This window comes from Paracoccus contaminans (assembly GCF_002105555.1).
Taxonomy (GTDB): Bacteria; Pseudomonadota; Alphaproteobacteria; order Rhodobacterales; family Rhodobacteraceae; genus Paracoccus; species Paracoccus contaminans.
This window is the reverse complement of record NZ_CP020613.1, coordinates 21,270-44,896: the sequence shown is the minus strand read 5'-3', so window position 1 is coordinate 44,896 and position 23,627 is coordinate 21,270. Positions and strand designations below refer to the sequence as shown.

Annotated in this window: 21 protein-coding genes and 1 pseudogene; 4 read left to right on the top strand and 18 right to left on the bottom strand. The window is 69.0% G+C overall.

The genetic code is table 11. From position 1 onward, the window contains the following. Positions 1-35: 35 nt before the first annotated feature. The 10 genes from B0A89_RS14255 to B0A89_RS14210 all read right to left on the bottom strand — a co-directional run bounded on the left by B0A89_RS14255 (position 36) and on the right by B0A89_RS14210 (position 10,128). Complete coding sequence (locus tag B0A89_RS14255) at positions 36-1,079, bottom strand: autoinducer 2 ABC transporter substrate-binding protein (RefSeq protein ID WP_085379001.1); 1,044 nt, start codon at positions 1,077-1,079, stop codon at positions 36-38. Between the two features lie 97 nt (positions 1,080-1,176). Next, on the bottom strand, positions 1,177-1,488 hold the full coding sequence (locus B0A89_RS15355) for a sugar phosphate isomerase family (RefSeq protein ID WP_276207459.1): 312 nt from the start codon (positions 1,486-1,488) through the stop codon (positions 1,177-1,179). Further along, the gene (locus B0A89_RS15350) at positions 1,374-1,904 is read right to left on the bottom strand and encodes a DeoR/GlpR transcriptional regulator (protein ID WP_169712204.1); all 531 of its coding nucleotides are present in this window, start codon (positions 1,902-1,904) and stop codon (positions 1,374-1,376) included. Before B0A89_RS15350 ends, B0A89_RS15355 begins: the two co-directional genes overlap by 115 nt. 435 nt (positions 1,905-2,339) lie before the next feature. Beyond that, complete coding sequence (locus B0A89_RS14240) at positions 2,340-2,879, bottom strand: hypothetical protein (RefSeq protein WP_085378998.1); 540 nt, start codon at positions 2,877-2,879, stop codon at positions 2,340-2,342. A 510-nt stretch (positions 2,880-3,389) separates the two neighbouring features. Beyond that, positions 3,390-4,568 carry a plasmid replication protein RepC gene (gene repC / locus B0A89_RS14235; RefSeq protein WP_085379043.1) on the bottom strand — a complete coding sequence of 393 codons (1,179 nt, stop codon included), beginning with the start codon at positions 4,566-4,568 and terminating at the stop codon, positions 3,390-3,392. A gap of 187 nt (positions 4,569-4,755) precedes the next feature. Then, the gene (gene repB / locus B0A89_RS14230; RefSeq protein ID WP_085378997.1) at positions 4,756-5,664 is read right to left on the bottom strand and encodes a plasmid partitioning protein RepB; all 909 of its coding nucleotides are present in this window, start codon (positions 5,662-5,664) and stop codon (positions 4,756-4,758) included. Beyond that, a complete protein-coding gene (gene repA / locus B0A89_RS14225) occupies positions 5,664-6,863 on the bottom strand; it encodes a plasmid partitioning protein RepA (protein ID WP_085378996.1) in 1,200 nt (399 codons plus the stop codon). Before repA ends, repB begins: the two co-directional genes overlap by 1 nt. A 162-nt stretch (positions 6,864-7,025) precedes the next feature. After that, positions 7,026-7,544, bottom strand: coding sequence for an ABC transporter substrate-binding protein (locus tag B0A89_RS14220; RefSeq protein WP_085378995.1), 519 nt, complete (start codon positions 7,542-7,544; stop codon positions 7,026-7,028). A 471-nt stretch (positions 7,545-8,015) separates the two neighbouring features. Further along, positions 8,016-9,347: a sensor histidine kinase gene (locus B0A89_RS14215; protein WP_240558726.1), complete on the bottom strand. Its 1,332-nt coding sequence runs from the start codon at positions 9,345-9,347 to the stop codon at positions 8,016-8,018. A gap of 112 nt (positions 9,348-9,459) precedes the next feature. Next, positions 9,460-10,128 carry a response regulator transcription factor gene (locus tag B0A89_RS14210; RefSeq protein WP_085378994.1) on the bottom strand — a complete coding sequence of 223 codons (669 nt, stop codon included), beginning with the start codon at positions 10,126-10,128 and terminating at the stop codon, positions 9,460-9,462. A gap of 103 nt (positions 10,129-10,231) precedes the next feature. Here B0A89_RS14210 and B0A89_RS14205 point away from each other — a divergent pair, with 103 nt between their 5' ends. The 4 genes from B0A89_RS14205 (at position 10,232) to B0A89_RS14190 (ending at position 14,252) form a co-directional block, all read left to right on the top strand. Continuing rightward, positions 10,232-11,191: a Bug family tripartite tricarboxylate transporter substrate binding protein gene (locus B0A89_RS14205; RefSeq protein WP_085378993.1), complete on the top strand. Its 960-nt coding sequence runs from the start codon at positions 10,232-10,234 to the stop codon at positions 11,189-11,191. Positions 11,192-11,263: 72 nt separating this feature from the next. Then, a complete protein-coding gene (locus B0A89_RS14200; RefSeq protein ID WP_085378992.1) occupies positions 11,264-11,701 on the top strand; it encodes a tripartite tricarboxylate transporter TctB family protein in 438 nt (145 codons plus the stop codon). A 10-nt stretch (positions 11,702-11,711) separates the two neighbouring features. Continuing rightward, a complete protein-coding gene (locus tag B0A89_RS14195; protein ID WP_085378991.1) occupies positions 11,712-13,235 on the top strand; it encodes a tripartite tricarboxylate transporter permease in 1,524 nt (507 codons plus the stop codon). A 3-nt stretch (positions 13,236-13,238) separates the two neighbouring features. After that, entirely contained in the window at positions 13,239-14,252 is a 1,014-nt protein-coding gene (locus B0A89_RS14190; RefSeq protein ID WP_085378990.1) for an AbrB family transcriptional regulator, read from the top strand. 181 nt (positions 14,253-14,433) lie between these two features. On the opposite strand, the gene glpK is transcribed toward B0A89_RS14190, so the two are convergent. The 8 genes and pseudogenes from glpK to glpD all read right to left on the bottom strand — a co-directional run bounded on the left by glpK (position 14,434) and on the right by glpD (position 23,567). Further along, a complete protein-coding gene (gene glpK / locus B0A89_RS14185; protein WP_085378989.1) occupies positions 14,434-15,909 on the bottom strand; it encodes a glycerol kinase GlpK in 1,476 nt (491 codons plus the stop codon). A 113-nt stretch (positions 15,910-16,022) separates the two neighbouring features. Beyond that, on the bottom strand, positions 16,023-17,714 hold the full coding sequence (locus tag B0A89_RS14180) for an ABC transporter substrate-binding protein (protein WP_420814444.1): 1,692 nt from the start codon (positions 17,712-17,714) through the stop codon (positions 16,023-16,025). A gap of 75 nt (positions 17,715-17,789) precedes the next feature. Beyond that, on the bottom strand, positions 17,790-18,188 hold the full coding sequence (locus B0A89_RS14175) for a DUF2160 domain-containing protein (RefSeq protein ID WP_085378987.1): 399 nt from the start codon (positions 18,186-18,188) through the stop codon (positions 17,790-17,792). After that, entirely contained in the window at positions 18,188-19,006 is an 819-nt protein-coding gene (locus tag B0A89_RS14170) for a carbohydrate ABC transporter permease (RefSeq protein WP_085378986.1), read from the bottom strand. The genes B0A89_RS14175 and B0A89_RS14170 overlap by 1 nt, the downstream gene beginning before the upstream one ends. Continuing rightward, a complete protein-coding gene (locus B0A89_RS14165; protein ID WP_085378985.1) occupies positions 19,006-19,872 on the bottom strand; it encodes a carbohydrate ABC transporter permease in 867 nt (288 codons plus the stop codon). The genes B0A89_RS14170 and B0A89_RS14165 overlap by 1 nt, the downstream gene beginning before the upstream one ends. Beyond that, positions 19,872-20,950 (bottom strand): annotated as a pseudogene (locus B0A89_RS14160) (ABC transporter ATP-binding protein). Before B0A89_RS14160 ends, B0A89_RS14165 begins: the two are co-directional and overlap by 1 nt. Further along, positions 20,950-22,020 carry an ABC transporter ATP-binding protein gene (locus tag B0A89_RS14155; protein WP_085378984.1) on the bottom strand — a complete coding sequence of 357 codons (1,071 nt, stop codon included), beginning with the start codon at positions 22,018-22,020 and terminating at the stop codon, positions 20,950-20,952. The pseudogene B0A89_RS14160 and the gene B0A89_RS14155 overlap by 1 nt, the downstream one beginning before the upstream one ends. Beyond that, positions 22,017-23,567 carry a glycerol-3-phosphate dehydrogenase gene (gene glpD, locus B0A89_RS14150; protein WP_085378983.1) on the bottom strand — a complete coding sequence of 517 codons (1,551 nt, stop codon included), beginning with the start codon at positions 23,565-23,567 and terminating at the stop codon, positions 22,017-22,019. The genes B0A89_RS14155 and glpD overlap by 4 nt, the downstream gene beginning before the upstream one ends. Positions 23,568-23,627 lie beyond the last annotated feature (60 nt).

Here is a 23,627-nt window from a genome sequence, read left to right as displayed (position 1 = left end):
GGACAGGCATGCGCCCGCCGGCCGCGAAGGCTGGATCAGAAGTTGTACTGGTCCATGTTGTCCTTGGTCACGCCGACCCAGCCGGCGCCGAACAGCAGGTTCGGCCTGGCCGGATCGGGCGCGGTCAGGTTGTCATAGCCCGGCAGGCCGAGATTCAGCCCGGCCTTGATCTGGTCGTTCTTCTTTTCCAGCGCGGCGATGGCGATCATGTTCATCGCATAGCCCGCGACGGCCGGGTCCCAGAACTGGATGTATTCCACCGCGTCGTTCTTGAGATATTCGCCCGCGACCGAAACCAGCCCCGTGCCGGCGAAATGAACCTTGCCCTGCAACCCGCCCTCGGTGATCAGGCGGCCCGCCCCGGCCGAGGTCGGCATCGGCCCGCCGATGATGCCCGCAATGTCGGGCTGGGCGGTGAAGGCTTCCTTCAGCTTGGTATAATCCTGGCTGGCATCGTCATAGGTTTCCAGACGGTCCATCGCGAGCGACATTTCGGGGAAATTCGCCTTCTGGTATTCGACCGCGCCGTCGATCCATTCCATCTGGGATTTCGAGGTCAGGCTGCCGACGGTGGCAACATACTTGCCCTTGCCGCCCAGCTTTTCACCAAGCACCTTCATCAGGTTGGCGCCGTAGGCCTTGTTGTCGAACGCCTCGATGTCATAATCGGCGTTCTGGATATTCGACGCCTCGTGCGTCACGACGACGATCCCGCGTTCGCGCGCCTTTTTCAGCACCGGCTCGACCGCCTCGACGCTGAAGGGGACGACGCAGATCGCGTCCACGCCCTGGGCGATGAGGTTCTCGATCATCTGCACCTGCGCCGCGGCGTCGGCCTGCGACGGGCCGACCATATAGGTGTCGTTGCCGGTGTCGGCCTTGAACTGGTCCACGCCCTCGCGCATGCGGTCGAACCAGGCGATGCCGTCCACCTTGACCACGGTGGCGATGGTATAGGTCTTGCCGTCGGCGGCGGTGAACAGGTCCTTGTTCACCTTGGACACGTCCACCGGGCCCTCGGCCCAGGCACCGGTCGCGGCGACCGCGCCGAGAAACGCGGCGGTCAGAAAATGTTTCATGGCTCCCCCCTCGATAAGCAGACTGTAACCCGGATGCGGGTTTTGTCACGATCCGAACATTACTGCGCCGGACGGTTGCACCTTCATGCCCGCTCCGTCAAGATGGCGCGATGTCATCGCCCGCCGGCATCGGGCCGATCCCCGCCTCGGTGACCAGCAGCTCGATCTCGGATGCGGCGGCGAAATCGACGGTGCGGCGCTGCGCCAGCTTGGCGCTGTCGGCCAGCACGACCCGCCGCGCCCCGGCCGCGATGGCCGCGCGCTTGACCGGCGGCTCATGCGCATAGGAACAGCTCAGCCGCCCGCCCGCCAGCCCCCCGGCCGACAGCACCGCCAGGTCGATCCGCCCCAGCCCGGGCGGCGGCTGCGCGTGAAACGAGGCCGATTGTGAATGATATGTCCCGCCCAGCAGCTCGAGCCCCACCCCCCGCGCGCCGCCAGCAGCCGCGCGACAGGCAGCGAATGGGTGACGACCCGCACCCCGTCTGGCAGCATCTGCGCCAGATGGGGCGTCGTCGTCCCGCAGTCGAGAAAGATCCGCTCGCCCGGGGCGATCAGGTCGAGGGCGTGGCGGGCGGCGGCGCGCTTGGCCTCGGCATTGCGGCGGGTTTCGGCGCGCAGGTCATATTCGGGCGCCACGCCCGAGGGCACCAGCCAGCCGCCCAGGCAGCGCAGCGGCGATCCGGGCCGCGCGGCATCGCGGCGCAGGGTCATCTCGGCCACACCCAGCCGCGCCGCCGCATCGCGCAGGCGGATCGAGCCGCCAAGGCCCGTCATCGTCAGCAGCGCATCGGTGCGCGCCTGCCTGTCATCGGGACGCGCCATGGACGGATCGCCTGCCAGCCGGGGTGATTGGCGCTGCCTAACACCCGGCCCCGCCGCCCCGCAACCGCCGCGTGAAAAGGCTGGGCGGCGCCCCGGTGACCGATCCGCCGCCACAAGGGCGCCGCCCCGGGGCGGCGCCATGCGCAGGGATGCAGTCAATCGCCGTCTTTTCGCAGGCGGATCAATCCGTTCCGTCCCGCCGGCGGCGCGGCAAGGCCGGCAAGGCCCGCGCAACAGGGCGCGGCTGGCGCGATCGGTCGGCGGATCGGCGCAAGGCTCCTCGGGCCAGGTATCCACCTCGGCCCGGATCAGCCGGGTCAGCCCCCTGCGCGCCGCCGGCCCGTCGGGCAGCAGCGCCTGCATCGTGCCGGACATGACCGGCCAGACCGGCCGCCCCATTGCCAGCATCTGCATCGCCCGGACAACCCGCATCCCCTACCCTGCCCCATGGATATGATTGCCGTGCGGCAGATCGTGATACCGCAGAGCGTGGGCCGCGTGGCTGGCCTGCAAGGGCGCGCCTGCAGGGAAGAAGGCCGGCAGGGCGGCCCGGCCCCGGGCCGGCGCAATGCGGCCCACCTGCGCATCGACGGTGCGGGGCCAGGCTTCCGCAAACCACCGGGTAAGGCGACCAGGCCGCGGCGGCGGCTCGGCCCCGGCCTGTGGTGGACGCACCCGGCTGCCGGACGGGCCGCACAGCGCCATCAGCTCATCTTGCAGGGCGCAGGGGTCGATCTCGCTGCCCTTGGCCAGCCGCAGGCCCCCGACACGGTCGAGCGGAAAGCGGCTGCGGCAATCCGAGGGCAGGCCGATCAGGTGCAGATTGCCGTTCGGGTGCAGGAGGTTCTGATCGAGCAGCATCCCCCGCGCGGCGACGGCATAGGACAAGCAGACGGGGCGGGCGACGCCGTCGATCAGCGCGCCGTGATCGACAAAGCCCGCCTGCGCCGGGTAACAGCCCCGCCCCCGCGCCACCTGCCGCAGCCGGGGGCGCAGGATGAACCGCTATCATGGCCGCCAGCGCCCGCCGAGGCAGGATTGCGCGGGCGCAGCAGGGTCTTTCGCGCAGTCAGGCCACAAGCTCCCTGCCCAGCCAGCCCGATCCGCTCTGGGGCAAGCTTGACTGCCGTGATCATCCGCCTGAGGCCCTTGTCCTGGCCTGCCACGGCAATCTTGCGCTCCTGTGCCAGGAGCAGTGCCTCGCTCGGTCACCCAGGCAGCCTTCCCATGCGCAGGCTTGACATGCAGCGTTGCCCAGCCTCACCGGCATCCGCCTTCCAAAAGCCCAAGCATCGCGCATTTGGCCGCCGAGACTGCACAAGGCCTGCCCTGAAAGCATCTCCACACTACCCGCCTGCCGAAGCCGGGACGCTGCTCATCACGAGGTGACGGGACAGCCGCATCCTGCCGCGCCATCCCTAAGCAGACGACCCGTGCCGACGCCGCCCTGTTTCGCCGCCGCCAAGTTGACAGCTGTCAACTCGGTCACAGCGGACGGGCATTGTCGGCCCTCAGCAGCGCCATCACCATCGGGCCGGGCGAAAAGCCGGGGCCTTCGGCCATGCCCGTCAAGGCCCGCAGATAGCCGCCCGGCCGGTTGATCTCGCCGGCGCGTTGCAGCATGCAGGCCAGCGTGATTGCCGCATTCGGGGCCCCCATTGCCGCGCAGGCGCTGTCCCACGCATCGGGGCTGATGCCCAGCATCGGACGCACAAAGGCGGCGGCGGCGACAAGTGCGCGCCAGCTGCGGATGCCGTCGGGCTGATAATCAAGTATGTCCGGCGCCGCCTTCAGCACGAGGGCCAGCGGGATCGCAGGATCATCGCGGCCCGCAACCGCTTCGGTTTCCGGCCTGTCTTTTTGCTTTTCACGGCAAAGTTCAGATTCAAAGATATCTGTTTCTGAATTCTGATAGTGCCGCTCACTTTCGCGGTCATTGCCGCTCACTTCTTCTGTTTCCTGGGCGATGATGGGATCAATCCAGGCCCTCAGCGCATCGAGCCGCTGCGCCAGATCATGCAGATCATCCGCGCTCAGCTTGCGGCGCAGTCCGCGATGGATGGCGCCCAAGGGATCGGCAAGGCCGGGGCAGGGGCCGCGCCGCTCTTCGATCCAGGCGAGCAGCTTGGCCGTATCGCGCAGGCGGATCACCACCGCCTCCCGCAGCCGCCGCTGCGCCAGCTCGGCCGCCCGCGCCTCGGCGGCCCTCGCCATGATGCGCTGGCTCAGCACCAGCAAGGGGCGCAGGTCAAAGCCATAGACGGCATCCAGCGCCCCGGCGCTGTCGCGGGTCGCATAGCGCTTGCCATTCGGGCTGTCGCGCCGGGCGATCAGGCCCGCCCGCACCAGCGCCGCCAGATGCCGGCGCAGGGTGCTTTCGGCCATCCCATGCGCGCGTTCCGAAAGCGCCGCGTTCGACGGAAATACGATCAGCCGATCGTCATCGGCCAGTTCCCGGCCGGGGTGAAAGGACAGCAGCGCCGACAGCACCGCCAGGTCGCGGTCGCTGACCCCATGGGCCTTGCGGGCCGCGGTCAGGTCGCGCAGCAGCGCCCATTTGTCGGGAATCTGTGCCGGGGCAGGGGCCTCGGACAGGGCCTGGGTTGCCAACAGCCCAGCCGTCACCGCCTGCCGCCCGAAGGGCGTCATCGAAATATGCCGCATGATGATGTCACAGGGCGAAAACCATCGGTCGCCCGTCAGGACGTTGTTGACAGCTGTCAACAAAAGCCGCTATCTTCGAGGTGCTAGATCGAGAGAACGGCCCTTCGGGATGTCATGTCCTGGGGGGCTTTCTTTTTGGCTTGTCCCGTTATGCCTCCTGTTCCGGTTACTGCTCGTTCTTCCCGCGCTAGCCGTTGTTCTGCTGCCAGTCGCGGTGAAGCTCGGGGATGTGATCGACCAGCCAATCGGCAAAGGCGCGCCCCTCGCCAGCCAGCTCGATCACCGTTTTCTCGTTTGATATCCGCGCGTTCCCCAAGGCGCGCCCATCGGCACCGGCCAGCGGGCGGGCGCGCGGGGCAGGGGCCTTGGGCGCCTGCAGCGACGCCAGCACCGATTCGAACCGGGCATCCGAATCGGGGCCCGTGGCGGCGGCGGCCAGTTCGCGCGCGGGCCGCCCCGCGGCCAGCCGGGCCAGCGTCAGCCAGCGGTCGCGGCCCGCGGCGGGGGCCGCCCCGATGGCGCGGATCACGCCTTCGGCCAGCGCATCCGTCACCGTCAGCATCCGCGAGATCACCGTCTTGTCGATCGACAGCGCATCGCAGATCACCTTGCGGTCAAACCCCATCCGCACCATCTGCGCGGCGAAATTCGCCTTTTCGATGAAGCTGAGATCCTTGCGCGCGCTGTTTTCCTGGCCCTGCGCCACGATCAGGTCGCGATCGTTCAGATCGCGCAGCATCGCCTTGACGGGCTGGCCGAGCGCGCGCAGCGCGGCAACGCGCCGCCGGCCATAGACGACCTCGTAGCGGCCCTCGTGATTGGGGCTGTGGCGCAGCAGCACGGGCACCTGCTGGCCGTAATCGCGGATCGAGGCGACCAGCGCGGCCAGCCCTTCGGCATCCTCGTCCAGCCGGTCGGGCAGGCCCGCCGGGTCGATCAGTTCTGGCAGAACGTCGATGATGGCGCGGTTGCGCAGATCGCTGATCGACTTGGACACCGCGCCGATCGCGCCGCGGTCATAGCGGGGCAGGGGGGCCGGATCGCCCTTGGCGGCAGGCGCCTCCATCAGCCCTTTCAGCAGGTCCTTGCGCGCCATCAGCCCGCCTCCCTGCCGGCCGTGCCGCGGCCCCAGGCGGCCTGGATCAGCGCCTCGATCTCGCCATTCACGGCATTCAGGCTCTCGATCGCGCGCTCATAGGTAGTGCGCGTGAAGGAGGATTTCTCCACCTCGTAAAGCGTCTGCTTGGTGATCCCGGCATCGGCAATCGCGGTGGATTTCAGCACCGGATGGTTCAGCACATGATCGCCGAACATCGAGCGCATGAAGCTGACCATCTGGTTCTGCGGCCCGTCGCCGGGCTCATAGCGCGTCACCACATAGCGCATCCAGTCGTAATCCATGTCGCCCCCGGCCTCGGCCACCACGCCCAGCAGATTCGAGGTCATCAGCAGGAACTGGCACATCGACATCACATCCAGCATCTGCGGATGCACCGTGACCAGGATCGCCGTCGCCGCCGACAGGGCCGACATGGTCAGAAACCCCAGCTGCGGCGGACAGTCGATCACCACCACGTCGTAATCCGCCTGAACCTCGGCCAAGGCATCGCCGATCCTGGTAAAGAAGAACTTACCCGAGCGTTCGGTCAGCGCGCGCGGCGTGTCATGCTCGAACTCCATCAGTTCGAGATTGCCGGGAATCAGGTCGAGATTGGTGAAATAGGTCTGCTGCACCACCGCGCTCAGCGGCACCGGATCGTCATAGCGGATCGCGTCATAGATGGTGCCGCCGCCGTCCAGATCGAATTCGGGCTGCACCCCGTGCAGGGCCGACAGGCTGGCCTGCGGATCAAGGTCGATCGCCAGCACCCGATAGCCGTCCAGCGCCAGTTTCTGCGCCAGATGCGCGGCGGTGGTCGTCTTGCCCGACCCGCCCTTGAAGTTGATGACGGTGATCACCTGCAGATGATCGCCCGCGCGCCGCCCCGGCAGATAGGTGCCGGGCGTTTTGGCCCCCTTTTCAAGCAGTTCGCGCAGTTGCTGGATTTCCGCCGGGCTGTAATAGCGCCGCCCCCCCGCCCGCGTCTCGGGCGAGGGGCCCTTGCCGTCGAGGTCGAGCTTGCGCAGATAGGCGTCCTTGACGCCCAGCAGATCGGCGACCTCGCCGCTGGTGAACTTGCGCAATTGCCGCTTGGCGTCGGGGGGAAACAGCTGGGCGCGGTGCGCCTGCAGCCGCTCGGACAGGGCCTGCGCATGCGCGCCCACCAGCTTGTCGATCCGGGTCTTCTGCGCCATTCCTGCCCCGTTGCCGCGCCTGCGGATTCGTTTGTTACGCCTGTCAGCGTCTTATTCACTGCCTTCCGTAAGTGAATGCCCCGCCTTCCCGATTCCCGCAAGGGATTTCCTCATCTTTTCGTCTGCCTGCGCGATCACTCGGGGGTGCGGGCCGGCCCCGCGTCACCGGCTCCATTCGGCCTCGGCCGCCCCGGCCGTCCAGTCGGACAGCATGCGGCGGCGCTTTTCCCTGTCCAGCCCCAGCAGCAGCGTGTAATCCTGCGGCAGCACGATCCTCAGGTCGGGTTCGGCCTCTGCCCGCCTGAGGGCGTAGGAGCCCAGGACATTATAGGCGACCAGCCAGCGCCCGCGGGCCACCCCGTCGATGATCTCGGCCGAGCAGCAGGTGGCCTCGGCCCCGACCGAGCGGAATGCCTGCACCAGCCGGCCGAAGGTCGAGGATCTGAGGCTGTCGGAAAAGGCCATCACATAGCCCACGCCCGACCGGCCGATGTCATAGGTCGCGACCTTGCCGCGATAGCGCCCCGGATCGCGCGCCAGCGCATCCAGCAGCGCATAGCGCGACAGCGGCGCCTGGTCCTCGGGCACCAGCCGCCTGTTATAGATGATCGCCGCGGGTTCCCTGGTCAGCCCGAACAGCTCGTTGCGCCAGCGCCGCCCTTGGCCGAGCCTGCCCGTCACCTCCGATCGCCAGGGCTGGGCGCAGCCATGATCGACCAGCGCCAGTTGCAGATCGACGGCCGAACTGACGATCAGGTCGCTGCCCGGCGCCTCGCCCCGGCAGGCCGCCGCCGCCTGCAGGGCAAGGGCGTTGCTGTTCCACTGCTCGAAGTCGATCGCGATATCGGGGCGGCGCGCAACAAAGCCGGCCAGAGCAGGGCCGAAACTGTCGATGTCGGCCGTGCCGCGGACCCGCAGATGCGTCGCGGCATCCGCCGCGCCGTAACGGATGGCGGCCTCGGGCGCGATCCCGGCGGGCGGCGCCGGGCGCGAGCGTCGCGGCCGGCCGGGCCACCGCCCAGCCGGACCCCGGCCCGGCGATGCGCCCCCCGGCCAGCAGCGCGGCCAGACCCGCGGCCAGGCCGGCGGCCAGCAGCGCGGCCCGCCGGACCGCTGCCCGCCCGCGCGAACGGGCCGGCGATCGACCCTGCATCATGGCCCCGCCCCTGGCAGCAGCAGCGCGGCCTGCCAGCCCTCGGCGGTAGCCGCGCCGGTCAGGCGCCCGTCATGGGGGCGGGCGACCGCATCGGCGATGCCGAGGCCGAGGCCGGTCCCCCGGACGGGGCGTCCGGGGTCGGGACCCGTCCCCCGGCCCACCACGGCCAGCGCCGCCGTCCCGTCGGGGGCCGCGTCGCGCACCCGGATCGTCACCGCAGGCCGGCCATAGGTCAGGGCGTTCTGTATCAGGTTCTTGGCCGCCTCGATCAGCGACAGCGCATCGCCGCGCACGCTGACCGGCCCCTCGGCCAGGTCCAGCACCAGATCGCCCGCCGCTTGCGGCAGATCGCGGCACAGCTGTTCGGCCGCATCCAGCGCCACGGCCCGCAGATCGAGCGGCACGAGCGAGACAGCATCGGCGCGGTGGATGATCAGCGAACGGCTGAGCAGCTGGTCGGCCAGCCGCGACAGGTCCACGGCGGCGCCGTGGATGCGGGTGACGATGCCGGCCAGCCGGGCGGGATCGGTTTCCTGCCTGGCCAGTTCGGCCTGCGCGCGCAGCCCTGCGATGGGGGTGCGCAACTGGTGGGATGCGTCGGCGATCATCTTGCGCTGGCTGCTGAGGATGCGGTCCACGCGCGCGCGCTGGTCGTTCAGCGTGGCGACCAGACCGGACAGCTCGGTCGGGACGGCCACGGCTAGGGGCGACTGGTCATGGGCGCGCCTGGCCGCCAGCGCCTCCTCGATCCGCGAAAGCGGCCGCAGGGCGGCGCGCGCGGCCATGATCGCCAGCCCCGCCACCGCCGCCCCCGCAAGGCCCGTCACGATCAGCGCGTTGCGCGTGATCCGCGCCGCCAGCAGATCGCGCGCGCGGGTGGTCTGCCCGACGATGACGGTGACCTCGCCATGCAGGCCCGGCTCGGCCAGCGGGCGCGCCTCGCGCACGAAACGGGCGCGCTCGGCCCCGGCCGCGACGGACCAGAACCGGCCCGCCCCGTCGGGGGCGGGGGGCAGGTCATCGCCGGTGATCAGCCGTCCGTCCGGGCCGGTCACGGCGTAGAAGACCCGGTCATCGGGCGCCAGCGCCAGCAGCTGGAAGGCCGAGACCGGAATGTCCACGCTCACCGCGCCATCGACGACGCGGATCGCCTGCGCGATCTGCTGGGCCGTCCCGATCAGCAGCGTGTCATAGGCCTGCCGCGCAGCCCCCTGGCCATAGATCCAGGCCGCCGCCGCGACACCCGCCCCGCCCAGGCCCAGCACAAGGGCCAGTGCCGCCGCCAGCCGCCGCCGCAACGACACCGTCCGCCCGGCCTTCCCTTCCACGGCCGGCACCGGGCGGGGCGCGGGGCCGGCCTGATCCGACCAGCCGCGGGGCCGGGCTGCGGCGGGAACCGCGCCCATCCGGGCGGGGCGGCGCGGCCCGCGGGGCGCGCCGTCACTCATCCAGGACCAGCTGATAGCCCAGCCCGCGCAGCGTGCGGATGGAAACGCCGCTGCCCTCGATCTTGCGGCGCAGGCGCGTGACATAAAGTTCGACCGCGTTGATGCCGACCTCGTCGTCAAAGCCGAACATCCGTTCGAGGATGCGGTCCTTGGACAGCACCCAGCCGCGATGCCCCATCAGGATCTTGAGCAGCGCCAGTTCCCGCCGCGTCAGCGTCAGCGGCGCCCCGCGCATCAGTGCCACGCGCCGCGCCGGATCAAGCGTCAGCCCGCCATAATCAATCACCGGCTCGGCCGAACCCTGGGCGCGGCGGGTCAGGGACCGCACGCGGGCGGCCAGCTCGCCCAGGTCGAAGGGCTTGGTCAGATAGTCGTCCGCCCCGGCATCCAGCGCCGCGATCCGGCTGTCCACCTCGGAACGCGCGGTCAGCATGATGATGGGCAGGGCGATGCGCCGCGCCCGCAGATCGGCCAGCAGCCGCGTGCCCGTGCCGTCGGGCAGCTCGATATCCAGGATGGCGAGGTCATAGTCATGGGTGGCCAGCGCCGCCTCGCCGTCGGCCAGCGTCGGGGCGCAGTCAACCGCCCATCCCAGCCGCGCGCCGCTGCGCGCGACGGCATCGGCCACATCGGGCGCATCCTCGACGACCAGTATCCGCAAACCCGCTCTCCCCGGGCCATATGATAGCTTGATGACAGCTTTCGGCGCTAGAGGGGCGTCAAGGCGCGAGCAGCGCCGCCCGCATGCGCAAGGAGGATGCCGCATGAAACCGACCCTGATCCTGGCCGCCGCCCTGTCGCTGGCCGCCACGACCGCGATGGCCGAAGTCTCCAAACCCGAATGCGTGGCCCCCGCCCAGCCCGGCGGCGGGTTCGACCTGACCTGCCGCGTGGCCCAGATGGGCATGGCCAAGGCCATGCCCCGCCCGATGGAGGTGACCTTCATGCCCGGCGGCATCGGTGCGGTGGCCTTCAACGCCTTCAACGCCGCCCGCAAGGGCGACCAGAATGCGATCGTCGCCTTCTCGACCGGATCGCTGCTGAACCTCGCGGTCGGCAAATACGGCAAGTACAGCGTCGATGACGCGCGCTGGGTGGGCGCCGCCGGGGTCGATTACGGCGCCGTCATCGTCAAGGCCGACAGCCCCTTCAAGACGCTGGGCGATCTGGTCGAGGCGCTGAAGAAAGACCCCGCGGCCCTGGTCATGGGCGCGGGCGGAACCGTCGGATCGCAGGACTGGATGAAGGCCGCGCTGGTCGCCAAGGCGGCGGGGGCCGATCCCAAGGCGCTGCGCTATGTCGCCTTCGATGGCGGCGGCGAGGCGATGGCGGGCCTGCTGGGCGGTGCGATCCAGGTCTATACGGGCGATGTGGCCGAGATGACGGCGCATATGGACGGCTCGGTGCGCATCCTGGGCGTGATGGCCGAGCAGCGCCTGCCCGCCCCCTTCGACCAGACGCCGACGGCCAGGGAACAGGGCGTGGACACCGTCTGGCCGATCCTGCGCGGCTATTATGTCGGCAAGGATGTGGGCAACGCCGATTATGACCAGTGGGTGCAGTGGTTCCGGGCCGCCTATCAGTCGCCCGAGTTCCAGAAGGTCCAGCAGGAAAAGGGCCTGTTCCCGCTGCCCAAGGCCGGCGAGGCGTTTGACGCCGCGGTGCGCGAGCAGATCACGACGCTGACCGCGATGGCCAGGGATGCCGGGCTGATCGCCCGGTGATCCGCCCGCCCGCCCGCCCCGGCCGCCGCGCCGGGGCGGGCACCGTTCCACCCGAAATGAGGAGAGGGCGAGTTGACTGACCGTGTTTTCGCCGCGCTGATGCTGCTGGTGACGCTGGCTTACGGCGTGATCGCCCTGACCGCGATCAAGGCCCCGTTCCAGTATGACCCGCTCGGCCCGGAAAGCTGGCCGCAGCTGATCGCGGCCGTGATGTTCCTGGCGCTGGTGCTGCTGATGTGGCGCCCGACCGCGACCCGCTTTGCCGTCGATGGCCCCGGCTGGATGCGGCTGGGGGTGATGCTGGCGCTGCTGTCGGCCTATGCGCTGGCGTTCCAGCCGCTGGGCTTCGTGCTGTCCACCTTTTTCTTTTCCGCGCTGGCCGCGCGTTCGCTGGGCGCCGCCTGGCGCGGCGCGGTGCCGTTCGGGCTGGGCATGGGGCTGGGGGGCTACGTGCTGTGCGCGGGGCTGCTGGAGCTGAACCTGCCCGCCGGCCCGCTGCCCGGCTTGTGAGGAGAAACCGATGTCCGACATCTTCGACGGGCTGGCGCAGGGATTCTGGGTCGCCGCCTCGCCCTTCAACCTGATGCTGGTGCTGCTCGGGTCGTTCTTCGGCACGCTGATCGGCGCGCTGCCGGGGATCGGGCCGATCAACGGGGTCGCGATCCTGCTGCCCATCGCCTATTCCATGGGCTTTCCGCCGGAATCGGCGCTGATCCTGTTGGCCGGGATCTATTACGGCGCCGAATATGGCGGGCGCATCTCGTCGATCCTGCTGAACGTGCCGGGGGATGCGGGCGCGGTCATGACGGCGCTTGACGGCTTTCCGATGGCCAGGAAGGGGCAGGCGGGCAAGGCGCTGTCGCTGTCGGCCTGGTCGTCCTTCATCGGCGGGACGATCTCGGTCGTGCTGATGACGCTGTTCGGGCCGGCGCTGGCGCAATACGGGGTCAGCTTCCAGCCGTCCGACTATGTGGCGCTGATGGTGTTCGCCTTTGCCACGCTGGCCTCGCTGGTCGGCTCCTCGCCGGTCAAGACGCTGATCGGCGCCTGCCTGGGGCTGATGCTGGCCACCATCGGGGTTGACGCCAATACCGGGGTCAACCGCTATACCTTCGGCGTGCCCGACCTGCTGGCGGGGATCGACTTCCTGATCGTGGTGATCGGCCTGTTCGGCCTGGCCGAGCTGTTCCACATGGTCGAAAGCGTGGCCGCCGGCAAGGCCGAGCGGATCACCGTGGACAGCACGCGCGCCGGGCTGTCCGACATCCTGGCGACGAAATGGGCGATCCTGCGCTCGTCGCTGATCGGCTTTGTCGTGGGGGTGCTGCCGGGGACAGGCGCCTCGGTCGCCTCGGCGGTCAGCTATGGCGTTGAAAAGCGCATCGCGGCGCCGGACGACACGATGTTCGGGCATGGCGATCCGCGCGGCCTTGCCGCCCCCGAGGCCGCCAACAACGCCGCGGCCGGCGGGGCGATGGTGCCGATGCTGACGCTGGGCATCCCCGGATCGGGGACCACCGCGATCCTGCTGGGCGCGCTGATGATGTTCAACGTCACGCCCGGCCCGCTGCTGTTTTCCCAGCACCCCGAGGTCGCCTGGGGCCTGATCGCGTCGATGTATATCGGCAACATCGCCCTTCTGGTCATCAACCTGCCGCTGGTGGGGCTGTTCGCGCGGATGCTGACGATCCCGCAGCATTACCTGATCCCGCTGATCGCGGTGCTGGCCTTCGTGGGCATCTATACCATCGTCGGCAGCAGCTTCGACCTGTTCCTGTGCATCGCGCTGGGGGTGCTGGGCTGGTTCCTCAGCAAGCTCGACCTTGCCTTGGCGCCGGTGATCCTCGGCTTCGTGCTCGGCTCATTGTTCGAGAACAACCTGCGCCGCGCGCTGTCGATCTCGGCCGGGGACTGGTCGATCCTCGTCTCGACGACGCAGTCGGTCATCCTCTATGCGTTGTCGGTCGGGATCGTGCTGGTCCCGGCCTGGCTGGGCCGGCGCAACCGCGCCGCCCCGGGCCGCGCGGCGGCCGAGGACGAGTGAAGCATGGCTGACGGGCCTGCCCTTCTGCGCGCGCTCTGCATCGGGCTGGCCGGCGCCGGCCTGGCAAGCGAGGCGGGCCTGCCGGCGGCGCCACTGATCGGCTCGAGCGTCGCTGTCTCGGCCGCGGCCTGGGCGGGGCTGCGGCTGCGGATGGATCCGCGGCTGCGCAACCTGGGCTTTCTGGGGATCGGCCTGTCGCTGGGATCGGGGATCGATCCGGCGGCGCTGGCGCAGCTTGGCCACTGGGCGGTCAGCCTGGCGGGCCTCGTGCTGTCGCTGGCGGTGACGATGGGGGCGGGCGCCTGGATCCTGCGGCGCCATTTCGGATGCGATCGGGGAACGGCGGTGCTGGCCTCTTCGCCCGGCACCATGTCCTATGCGCTGGCCGTGGCCGAGGACGGGGGCGGCGATCCCGTATCGGTCCTGACGATCCAGAGCCTGCGCCTGCTGGTGCTGGCCTCGGTGCTGCCGGTGGCGGTGTGGCTGTTCGTGGGCGAGGTTCCCGCGCTGGCGCGCAGCGCGGCCGATCCGCTGCCCCTGGCCGTTCTGGCGGCGCTGGGGGGCGGGCTGGGCTGGCTGCTGGCGCGCCGCCGCGTGCCGGCCGCATGGCTGCTGGGGGGCTTTGGTGTCAGCGCGCTCGCTCATGGGACGGGGCTGGCGGGGGGCGTGCTGCCCTGGTGGGTGTCGTTCCTGTGCTTCGGGATCACCGGCACGACCATCGGAACGCGGTTTTCCGGGCTGGATGCGCGTGCGCTGACCCGGAACCTGGGCGCGGCGGTGGTCGTCGCGGCGATCGCCTCGGCGCTCAGCCTGGTCTGCGCGGCGGTGGTGGCGCGGCTGACGGGGCTGCCCCTGGGACAGGTCTGGGTCGCCTATGCCCCGGGCGGGGTCGAGGCGATGGCGGCGATCGGGCTGTCGCTGGGCTATGATCCCGCCTATGTGGCGCTGCACCATCTGGTGCGGATCGCCGTTCTGGTCGTCATGGTGCCGCTGTTCCTGCGGCGGACGCGTTCCTGAACAGCCCGCCCCGCCCCCGGCGCGGTCCCGCGCACGGCTCCGGCCTGCCGGGCTGCGCAAAGGCCGTTTGGCAACGAACTGATGGCGCAGGCCTTGGCGCGGCGGCGGGGCTGAAGGGCGGTATCCTGCACGGCCCGGCGCCTGCGCCGCCTGCGGCCCTGATCTGCGGCGGGGCCGCCGGTCAGATCGTCGCCTCGATTGCCCGGCGCCAGCGCGCATGGCGGGCATCGCGTTCGGCCGCGTCCATGTGCGGCTCAAAGCGCCGGGCGAGGTTCCACTGGCGGGCGAAGACCTCGGGGGCGGGCAGCAGCCCCGCGCCAAGGCCCGCCAGATAGGCCGCCCCAAGGGCGGTGGTTTCGGTCACCTGCGGGCGGTCCACCGGGGCGCCGAGGATGTCGGCCAGATACTGCATCGTCCAGTCGCTGGCCGCCATGCCGCCATCGACGCGCAGCACGGTATCATGCGCGCCCTGCCAGTCGGTCTGCATCGCATCCAGCAGATCGCGGGTCTGGTGGCCGACGCTTTCCAGCGCCGCGCGCGCGAGCTCCGCCGGGCCGGTGTTGCGCGTCAGGCCAAAGATCGCGCCGCGGCAATCGGGGCGCCAATAGGGCGCGCCGAGGCCGGTGAAGGCGGGCACCATCACCACCCCTTGCGCGGGATCGGCCGTTTCGGCCAGCGGCGCGGTTTCGTTCGCATCGCGGATCAGGCCTAGCCCGTCGCGCAGCCACTGGACCACGGCGCCCGCGATGAAGATCGACCCTTCCAGCGCATAGGTCGGGCGGCCGTCCAGCTGATAGGCGATGGTCGTCAGCAGCCGGTTGCGCGAGGGGACCGCCTGCGCCCCGGTGTTGAGCAGCGCGAAACAGCCCGTGCCATAGGTCGATTTCATCATGCCGGGGCGAAAGCAGGCCTGCCCCACGGTGGCGGCCTGCTGATCGCCGGCCACGCCCTTGATGGGGATGGCGGCGCCGAACAGGTCGGGGCGCGTGGTGCCGAAATCGGCGGCGCTGTCGCGCACCTGCGGCAGCATGGGCCGGGGGACGCGCAGCAGATCGCACATCGCCCCGGACCATTCGCCGCGGTGGATGTCATACAGCATCGTGCGCGCGGCATTGGTGGCGTCGGTGGCGTGGACCGCGCCCCCGGTCAGCTGCCAGATCAGATAGCTGTCGATGGTGCCGAAGGCGAGTTCGCCCGCCTCGGCCCGCGCCCGCGCGCCCTCGACGTGATCGAGGATCCAGGCGGCCTTGGTGGCGCTGAAATAGGGGTCCAGCAGCAGGCCGGTCCTGTCCGTGACGGCGCTCTCATGCCCTTGGGCCCTGAGCGCGGCGCATGTCTCTGCGGTGCGGCGGTCCTGCCAGACGATGGCATTGTGGATGGGACGGCCGGTCGCCCGGTCCCAGATCACGGTCGTCTCGCGCTGGTTGGCGATGCCGATGGCGGCGATGTCGGCGCCGCTGAGGCCCGCCTTTTCGATGGCCGCCCGGCTGACCGCGGCGGTGGAGGACCAGATATCCGAGAGGTCATGTTCGACCCAGCCCGATTGGGGGAAATACTGGGGAAATTCGCTCTGCGCGACCGACAGCACGTCCAGGCGGCCCGAAAAGACGATCGCGCGCGACGAGGTCGTGCCCTGGTCGATGGCAAGAATGGTCATCCTCGTCCCCTGTCCCCGTCGCGGCGCAAGGCGCGGGTGCGCCCTGGCCCTGTCCCTGTTGCGGCGCAAGGCCCCGGCGCGCCGGGGCCATGGCCTGTGGCAAGGCTGTCAGATCACTGCTTCTGCCAGCTTTTCACCAGATCGTCATAGTTGACGGTCTGGGGCTGCGGATCCTCGTTCTCCAGCTTGAGCTGGGGGGCGATGGTGCCGGCGCGGGCCGCCTCGGCGTTCCAGAAGGCGAGGTCATGCTCCTCGGCCAGTTTCGGCCCCATCTCGCCCTGCACGCCGGCCTTTTCCAGCCGCGCCATGACCTTTTCCTGTTCGGCGCACAGGCTGTCCATCGCCTCCTGCGCGGTCTTGGCACCCGACGAGGCATCCCCGATCGCCTGCCACCACAGCTGCGCCAGTTTCGGATAATCGGGCACGTTGGTGCCGGTCGGCGACCACTGCAGGCGGGCGGGGCTGCGATAGAACTCGATCAGCCCGCCCAGCTTGGGCGCCCGGTCGGTGAAGGACTGGTGATCCAGCGTGGACTGGCGGATGAAGGTCAGGCCGGTGTGGCTTTTCTTGACGTCCACCGTCTTCGAGGTCACGAACTGGGCATAAAGCCAGGCGGCCTTGGCGCGGTCGTCGGGCGTCGATTTCAGCAGCGTCCAGGAACCGGCGTCCTGATAGCCCAGCTTCATCCCGTCCTTCCAGTAGGCGCCGTGGGGCGAGGGGGCAAAGCGCCATTTGGGCGTGCCATCCTCGTTCACGACCGGCAGGCCGGGTTTGACGAAATCGGCGGTGAACCCGGTATAGGTGAACATCTGCTGGGCAATCTCGCCCTGGCCCGGCACCGGGCCGCTTTCGTTGAAGTTCATGCCCTGCGCGGTCGGCGGCGCGTATTTCGCCATCCAGTCCAGATATTTCTGGATAGCATAGACGCTGGCCGGGCCGTTGGTGTCGCCCCCGCGGGCCACGCAACTGCCGATGGGGCGGTCGTTCGCATCGACGCGGATGCCCCATTCGTCCACCGGCTTGCCGTTCGGGATGCCCTTGTCGCCGTTCCCGGCCATCGACAGCCACGCATCGGTGAAGCGCCAGCCGAGCGAGGGGTCCTTCTTGCCATAGTCCATATGGCCAAAGACCTTCTTGCCGTCGATCTCGCGGCCGGTGAAGAACTCGGCGATGTCCTCATAGGCCGACCAGGTGACGGGCACGCCCAGGTCATAGCCATATTTCGCCTTGAAGTCGGCCTTGTTCTTCTCGTCGTCGAACCAGTCCTTGCGGAACCAGTAGAGGTTGGCGAACTGCTGGTCGGGCAGCTGATACATCTGCCCATCGGGCGCGGTGGTAAAGGACTTGCCGATGAAATCGTCAACGTCCAGCATCGGGTCGGTCACGTCCTTGCCCGCGCCGGCCATCCATTCCGTCAGGCTGCGCGCCTGTTTATAGCGCCAATGGGTGCCGATCAGGTCGCTGTCGTTGACATAGGCGTCGTAGATGTTCTCGCCCGACTGCATCTGGGTCTGCAGCTTTTCGACGACATCGCCTTCGCCGATCAGGTCGTGCGTGACCTTGATGCCGGTGATGGCGGTGAAGGCCGGGGCCAGCACCTTGGATTCGTATTCATGGGTGGTGATCGTTTCGGACACGACCTTGATGTCCATGCCGGCAAAGGGCTTGGCCGCGTCCACGAACCACTGCATTTCCTTTTCCTGATCGGCGCGCGTCAGGGCGGACAGATCCTTGATCTCGGTGTCGAGAAAGGCCTTGGCCTCGTCCATCCCGGCCAGCGCGATCCCCGGCGCGCCGGTGGCCATCAGCGCCAGCGCGATGGCGGTGGTCCTGTGCAGTCTCATGGTCTTCCTCCCCCTGTGGACCCGTGCGGCCCGTTGTCACACCCAGCGGAACACCGCCGCGGCGTAGATGAATGCGATGACCAGCCCCGCCCAGTCGGGCTTTCCCCCGAAGCCGACCCAGGCGAGGTTGATGAAGGCGCTGCCCAGCAGGCTGATGAACAGCCGGTCGCCGCGCGTGGTGGCGATGCGCAGGATGCCGCGCCGCGGCGTTTCCGGCCAGCGGATCGCCATCCAGGTAAAGGTCAGCAGCAGGGCGGCGATGATCCAGTAGAACAGCGCGGTCGGAAAGGTCCAGGCCATCCAGCCGCCCGGACTGAGGCTGCCCCACCAGTCGCGCGCGCCGTCCTTGACCGGCACGATGGCGACCAGCCAGCCCAGCAGGGCCAGCATGGCCAGGGCGACGGCGGCAAAGCCTGCGTTCAGCGCGCGGCTCATCACACCCTCCCCAATGCAAAGCCCTTGGCGATGTAGTTGCGCACGAACCAGATCACCAGCGCGCCGGGGATGATCGTCAGCACCCCCGCCGCCGCCAGCACCCCCCAGTCGAGGCCCGAGGCGGAAACGGTGCGCGTCATCGTCGCCGCGATCGGCTTGGCGTTCACGGATGTCAGCGTGCGCGACAGCAGCAGTTCGACCCAGCTGAACATGAAACAGAAGAACGCCGCGATCCCGATCCCGCTGGCGATCAGCGGCACGAAGATGCGCAGGAAGAACCGGGGGAACGAATGGCCGTCGATATAGGCGGTTTCGTCGATCTCTCGCGGAACGCCGGACATGAAGCCTTCGAGGATCCAGACCGCCAGCGGCACGTTGAACAGGCAATGCGCCAGCGCAACGGCGATATGGGTGTCGAACAGCCCCACCGCCGAATACAGCTGAAAGAACGGCAGCGCGAATACCGCCGCCGGCGCCATGCGGTTCGACAGCAGCCAGAAGAACAGGTGCTTGTCGCCCATGAAGCGATAGCGGCTGAAGGCATAGGCTGCGGGCAGCGCGACCGCCAGCGAGATGGCCGTGTTCAGCACGACATAGATCAGGCTGTTGACATAGCCCATGTACCAGCTGGGATCGGTCAGGATGGTGCGATAATTGGCCAGGGTCAGCGCGCGCGGATAAAGGCTGAAGGCGCCCGTGATCTCGGCATTGGTCTTGAGGCTCATGTTCACGAGCCAGTAGATCGGGATCAGCAGGAACAGCAGATAGGTGGTCATCACGACCGCCGAACCCGCGCCCCTGCGCTGATGCGCGGCCATCAGGGCGTCTCCCTCTGGGCGGTCATGACGGTGTAGAACACCCAGGAAATCAGCAGGATCACGAGGAAATAGATCAGGCTGAACGCGGCCGCGGGGCCAAGGTCGAACTGGCCGATGGCGGTCTTCACAAGGTCGATCGACAGGAAGGTCGTCGCATTGCCCGGCCCGCCCCCGGTCAGCACGAAGGGTTCGGTATAGATCATGAAACTGTCCATGAAGCGCAGCAGCACCGCGATCAGCAGCACGCCCGACATCTTGGGCAGCTCGATATGGCGGAACACGGCCCAGCGGCTGGCCTGGTCGATGCGCGCGGCCTGATAATAGGCGTCGGGGATGGATTGCAGCCCGGCATAGCACAGCAGCGCGACAAGGCTCGTCCAGTGCCACACATCCATGACGATGATCGTGGCCCAAGCGTCGATGGGATCGTTGACGTAATTATAGTCGATCCCCAGCGCGGCCAGCGCGTGCCCCAGCAGGCCGATATCCACCCGGCCAAAGACCTGCCAGATCGTGCCCACCACGTTCCACGGGATCAGCAGCGGCAGCGACATCAGAACCAGGCAGACCGAGGCCCAGAACCCCCGCTTGGGCATGTTCAGCGCGATGAAGATGCCCAACGGGATCTCGATCGCCAGGATGATGGCGGAAAACAGCAGTTGCCGCCCCAGCGCGGCGCGGATGCGGTCGCTGGCCAGCACCTCCTGGAACCAGCCGATGCCGTTCCAGAAGAACTGGTTGTTCCCGAAGGTGTCCTGCACCGAATAGTTGACCACCGTCATCAGCGGGATCACGGCCGAAAAGGCGACCAGCAGCAGGACGGGCAGGACCAGCCACCAGGCGCGGTTGTTCAGCGGCTTGTCCATCACGCGGCCCTTTCCTGCGGCTCGACCCGCCAGTCGTTCACGAAAACCCCCGTCCGGGCCGGGTCCGGCAGCACCCGGTCGGGCAAAGCGGGGATCGCCGCGCCCTCGGGTATGGTCACGTTGAAGGGCCGGCCCGCGACCTCGCCCCGCGCGATGCGGTGGCGGCCCACATCCTCGATCCGGTCCAGCCGGAAGGGCAGGCCCGGCCCGCCGCTGCCCAGCCGGACGGCGTCGGGGCGGATGCCGATCTGCCCCTCGGCCGGGGCATAGTGGCCCGTCAGCGCGACGGCGGTGCCGGCCACCAGCGCCTCGCGCCCGGCGATGCGGGCGGGCAGCAGGTTCATGCCGGGCGAGCCGATGAAATAGCCGACAAAGGTATGTTCCGGCCGCTCGAACAGCGCCTGCGGCGTGCCGGCCTGCACGACGCGCCCCTCGGACATCACCACGACCTCGTCGGCAAAGGTCAGCGCCTCGGTCTGGTCATGGGTGACATAGATCATCGTGTGCCCGAATTGGCGGTGCAGCGCCTTGATCTGGGTGCGCAGCTCCCATTTCATGTGGGGGTCGATGACGGTCAGCGGCTCGTCGAACAGGATCGCGTTCACGTCCTGGCGCACCATGCCGCGGCCAAGGCTGATCTTCTGCTTGGCATCGGCGCTCAGCCCGCGGGCGCGGCGGTCAAGCTGGGATTGCATGCCGATCATGCGGGCGATGGCCTGAACGCGGTCCGCGATCTGCGCCGCCGGCACGCCGCGATTGCGCAGCGGAAAGGCAAGGTTCTGCCGCACGGTCATCGTGTCGTAGACGACCGGAAACTGGAACACCTGCGCGATGTTGCGCCCGGCCGTTTCCAGATGCGTCACGTCCCGATCCCCGAACAGCACCCGCCCGCGGGACGGCGTCAGCAGGCCCGAGATGATGTTGAGCAGCGTCGTCTTGCCGCAGCCCGACGAGCCGAGCAGCGCATAGGCCCCGCCATCGCGCCACGTCATCGTCATGGGCTTGAGCGCATAGTCCGCATCCCCCGCGGGTCGGGGCGATAGCTGTGCGCCAGATCGTCCAGCGTGATGCGCGCCATCAGGCTGCCCTCGCATAGGGGGCAGGGCGGGCCAGCCGGCCCTGCGCGTCGAACAGATAGACATGGGCGGGATCGAGCCAGACGGTCAGCCGGTGATCGGGGGCAAGGGCGTGCACCCCCTCGGCCAGCAGCGTCCAGCGCCGGCCGTCCACGTCCAGATGCAGATAGGTTTCCGCCCCCGTGATCTCGCTCGCATCCACCCGCGCGGCGAATTGCAGCGCGCCCGGCACCGGCAACAGGCGCAGATGAGGCGCGCGGAAGCCGGCCTGATAGCTGCCATCCGCAAGACCGGGCACCGGCAGGGCCTGCCCCGCCAGATCGGCCTGCCCGCCCGTCACGCGCACGGCGGCAAAGTTCATCGGCGGGTCGGCAAAGACGCGGGCGGTGGTGGCATCGACCGGCGCGCGATAGACCTGCGGCGTCGGGCCGAACTGCGTCACGCGCCCTTCCCACATCGTCGCGGTGTTTCCGCCCAGGAGCAGCGCCTCCTCGGGTTCGGTCGTGGCATAGACGAAGATCGCGCCCGACTGGGCAAAGATGCGCGGAATCTCGGCCCGCAGTTCCTCGCGCAGCTTGTAGTCGAGGTTGGCCAGCGGCTCGTCCAGCAGGACAAGGCCCGCATTCTTGACCAGCGCGCGGGCCAGCGCCGTGCGCTGCTGCTGGCCGCCCGAAAGCTCTAGCGGGCGGCGATCCAGCATCGGGGTCAGGCGCATCAGATCGGCCGTCTCGCGCACGCGCGCGTCGATCTGCGCGCGCGGCAGCCCTTGCAGGCGCAGGGGCGAGGCGATGTTGTCATAGACCGTCATCGCCGGATAGTTGATGAACTGCTGATAGACCATCGCCACCTTGCGATCCTGCACCCGCTGGCCGGTCACATCCGCGCCGTTCCACAGGATGCGACCCGCACTGGGCGCATCCAGCCCCGCCATCAGGCGCATCAGCGTCGTCTTGCCCGCCGTTGTCGGCCCCAGCAGCACATTCATGCTGCCGGGTGTCAGCGTCAGGTCGGTCGGGTGAATCCAGACCTGTCCCTGGGCCGCCCTGGTGATGGCGCGCAGTTCCAGCGTCATGCGGCGGCCCTTTCGCTTTCCATGAAGGCGGCGACAGCCGCCTGCTGCGCCGCGTCCAGCCGCAGGCCCAGCTTTGATCGCCGCCACAGCGCGTCATCGGCCGTGCGCGCCCATTCGCGCGTCATCATCCAGCGCAATTCCGCCTCGGTCAGCGTGGCGCCGAAATCGCGGCCCAGATCGGCCGGGCCGGCGGCCCCGCCCAGCACCGCCGCCGCCTCGGTCCCATAGGCGCGCACCAGGCGGTTGGCCCATCCGGCGGTCAGGAAGGGATAGGCGGCGCGCAGGCGGGCGATCAGCTCTGGCGCACCATCGACGGGGAAATCCCCGCCGGGCAGGGCTGCGCCCGCCGTCCATGGCGCGCCCATGCGCGGGGCATGGGGCGCGATCCGTTCTAGCGCCGATTCGGCCAGCCGGCGATAGGTGGTGATCTTGCCGCCGAACACGCTGAGGCAGGGCGGCCCGCTTTCGTCCAGCGACAGCACATAATCCCGCGTGGCCGCGGTCGCCGACTTGGCCCCGTCGTCATAGAGGGGGCGCACCCCCGAATAGGTCCACACCACGTCGGCCGCGGTCGGCGGGCGGCGGAAATAGCGCGCGGCAAAGGCCAGCAGATAATCACGCTCGGCATCCGAACAGCGGGCCTCGCCGGGGGCGCCGGCATGATCCACGTCGGTGGTGCCGATCAGGGTAAAATCCCCCTCATAGGGGATGGCAAAGATGATGCGCCCGTCCGGCCCCTGGAAGAAATAGGATTTGCCGTGGTCGAACAGGCTGCGGGTGATGATATGGCTGCCCCGGACAAGGCGCACGCCTTCGTCGCTGGGCAGGCGGGCGATGCCCCTGATCACGTCGCCGACCCAGGGGCCCGCGGCATTGACCAGCAGCCTGGCGCGATGACTGCTCCCGTCCTGCATGCGGATATGCCACAGATCGCCTTGCCGCCGCGCCTCGGCCACGCGGGCGCGGGTCAGGATGTCGGCGCCGCGTGCGGCGGCGTCGCGGGCGTTCAGCACCACCAGACGCGCGTCATCCACCCAGCAGTCGCTGTATTCATAGGCCCGCGCCAGGCGCGGTTGCAGCGGCGCGCCCTCGGGTCGGCCGTGCAGGGGATAGGAATCCGTCCCCGGCAGGATGCGCCGCTTGCCCAGGTTGTCATAAAGGAACAGCCCCGCGCGGATCATCAGGTTCGGGCGGCGCCCGCGTTGCCAGGGCATGATCGCCTGCATGATGCGCGAGACGGGCGTGTGGCTTTCGAACCGCATCTCGGGGTCGAGCGGCAGCACGAAGCGCATGGGCCAGCTGATATGCGGCATGGCGCGCAGCAGCGTTTCGCGTTCCTGCAGCGCCTCGCGCACCAGCCGCAGTTCGAGGAATTCCAGATAGCGCAGCCCGCCATGGAACAGCTTGGTCGAGGCCGAGGACGTGGCCCCGGCCAGATCGCCCTGCTCGGCCAGACGGACGCTCAGCCCGCGCCCCGCGGCGTCACGGGCGATGCCGCAGCCATTGATGCCGCCGCCGATGATGAACAGGTCGGTCGTTTCGCTCATCGCTCCCCCCTGCCTGAAACGATCACGGGAAGGCAGGATTGGTCAATCACCTATTTTCGT

What these genes read in the sequence shown, in the direction of transcription:
- B0A89_RS15350 (WP_169712204.1), bottom strand. Translation starts at nt 1,904, where the DNA reads ATGGCGCGTCCCGATGACAGGCAGGCGCGCACCGATGCGCTGCTGACG.
- glpD (WP_085378983.1), bottom strand. Translation starts at nt 23,567, where the DNA reads ATGAGCGAAACGACCGACCTGTTCATCATCGGCGGCGGCATCAATGGC.
- repA (WP_085378996.1), bottom strand. Translation starts at nt 6,863, where the DNA reads ATGGCGCAGAAGACCCGGATCGACAAGCTGGTGGGCGCGCATGCGCAG.
- repB (WP_085378997.1), bottom strand. Translation starts at nt 5,664, where the DNA reads ATGGCGCGCAAGGACCTGCTGAAAGGGCTGATGGAGGCGCCTGCCGCC.
- B0A89_RS14255 (WP_085379001.1), bottom strand. Translation starts at nt 1,079, where the DNA reads ATGAAACATTTTCTGACCGCCGCGTTTCTCGGCGCGGTCGCCGCGACC.
- B0A89_RS14165 (WP_085378985.1), bottom strand. Translation starts at nt 19,872, where the DNA reads ATGGACAAGCCGCTGAACAACCGCGCCTGGTGGCTGGTCCTGCCCGTC.
- B0A89_RS14190 (WP_085378990.1), top strand. Translation starts at nt 13,239, where the DNA reads ATGGCTGACGGGCCTGCCCTTCTGCGCGCGCTCTGCATCGGGCTGGCC.
- B0A89_RS14205 (WP_085378993.1), top strand. Translation starts at nt 10,232, where the DNA reads ATGAAACCGACCCTGATCCTGGCCGCCGCCCTGTCGCTGGCCGCCACG.
- B0A89_RS14155 (WP_085378984.1), bottom strand. Translation starts at nt 22,020, where the DNA reads ATGACGCTGGAACTGCGCGCCATCACCAGGGCGGCCCAGGGACAGGTC.
- B0A89_RS14175 (WP_085378987.1), bottom strand. Translation starts at nt 18,188, where the DNA reads ATGAGCCGCGCGCTGAACGCAGGCTTTGCCGCCGTCGCCCTGGCCATG.
- repC (WP_085379043.1), bottom strand. Translation starts at nt 4,568, where the DNA reads ATGCGGCATATTTCGATGACGCCCTTCGGGCGGCAGGCGGTGACGGCT.
- B0A89_RS14180 (WP_420814444.1), bottom strand. Translation starts at nt 17,714, where the DNA reads ATGGCCACCGGCGCGCCGGGGATCGCGCTGGCCGGGATGGACGAGGCC.
- B0A89_RS14195 (WP_085378991.1), top strand. Translation starts at nt 11,712, where the DNA reads ATGTCCGACATCTTCGACGGGCTGGCGCAGGGATTCTGGGTCGCCGCC.
- glpK (WP_085378989.1), bottom strand. Translation starts at nt 15,909, where the DNA reads ATGACCATTCTTGCCATCGACCAGGGCACGACCTCGTCGCGCGCGATC.
- B0A89_RS14170 (WP_085378986.1), bottom strand. Translation starts at nt 19,006, where the DNA reads ATGGCCGCGCATCAGCGCAGGGGCGCGGGTTCGGCGGTCGTGATGACC.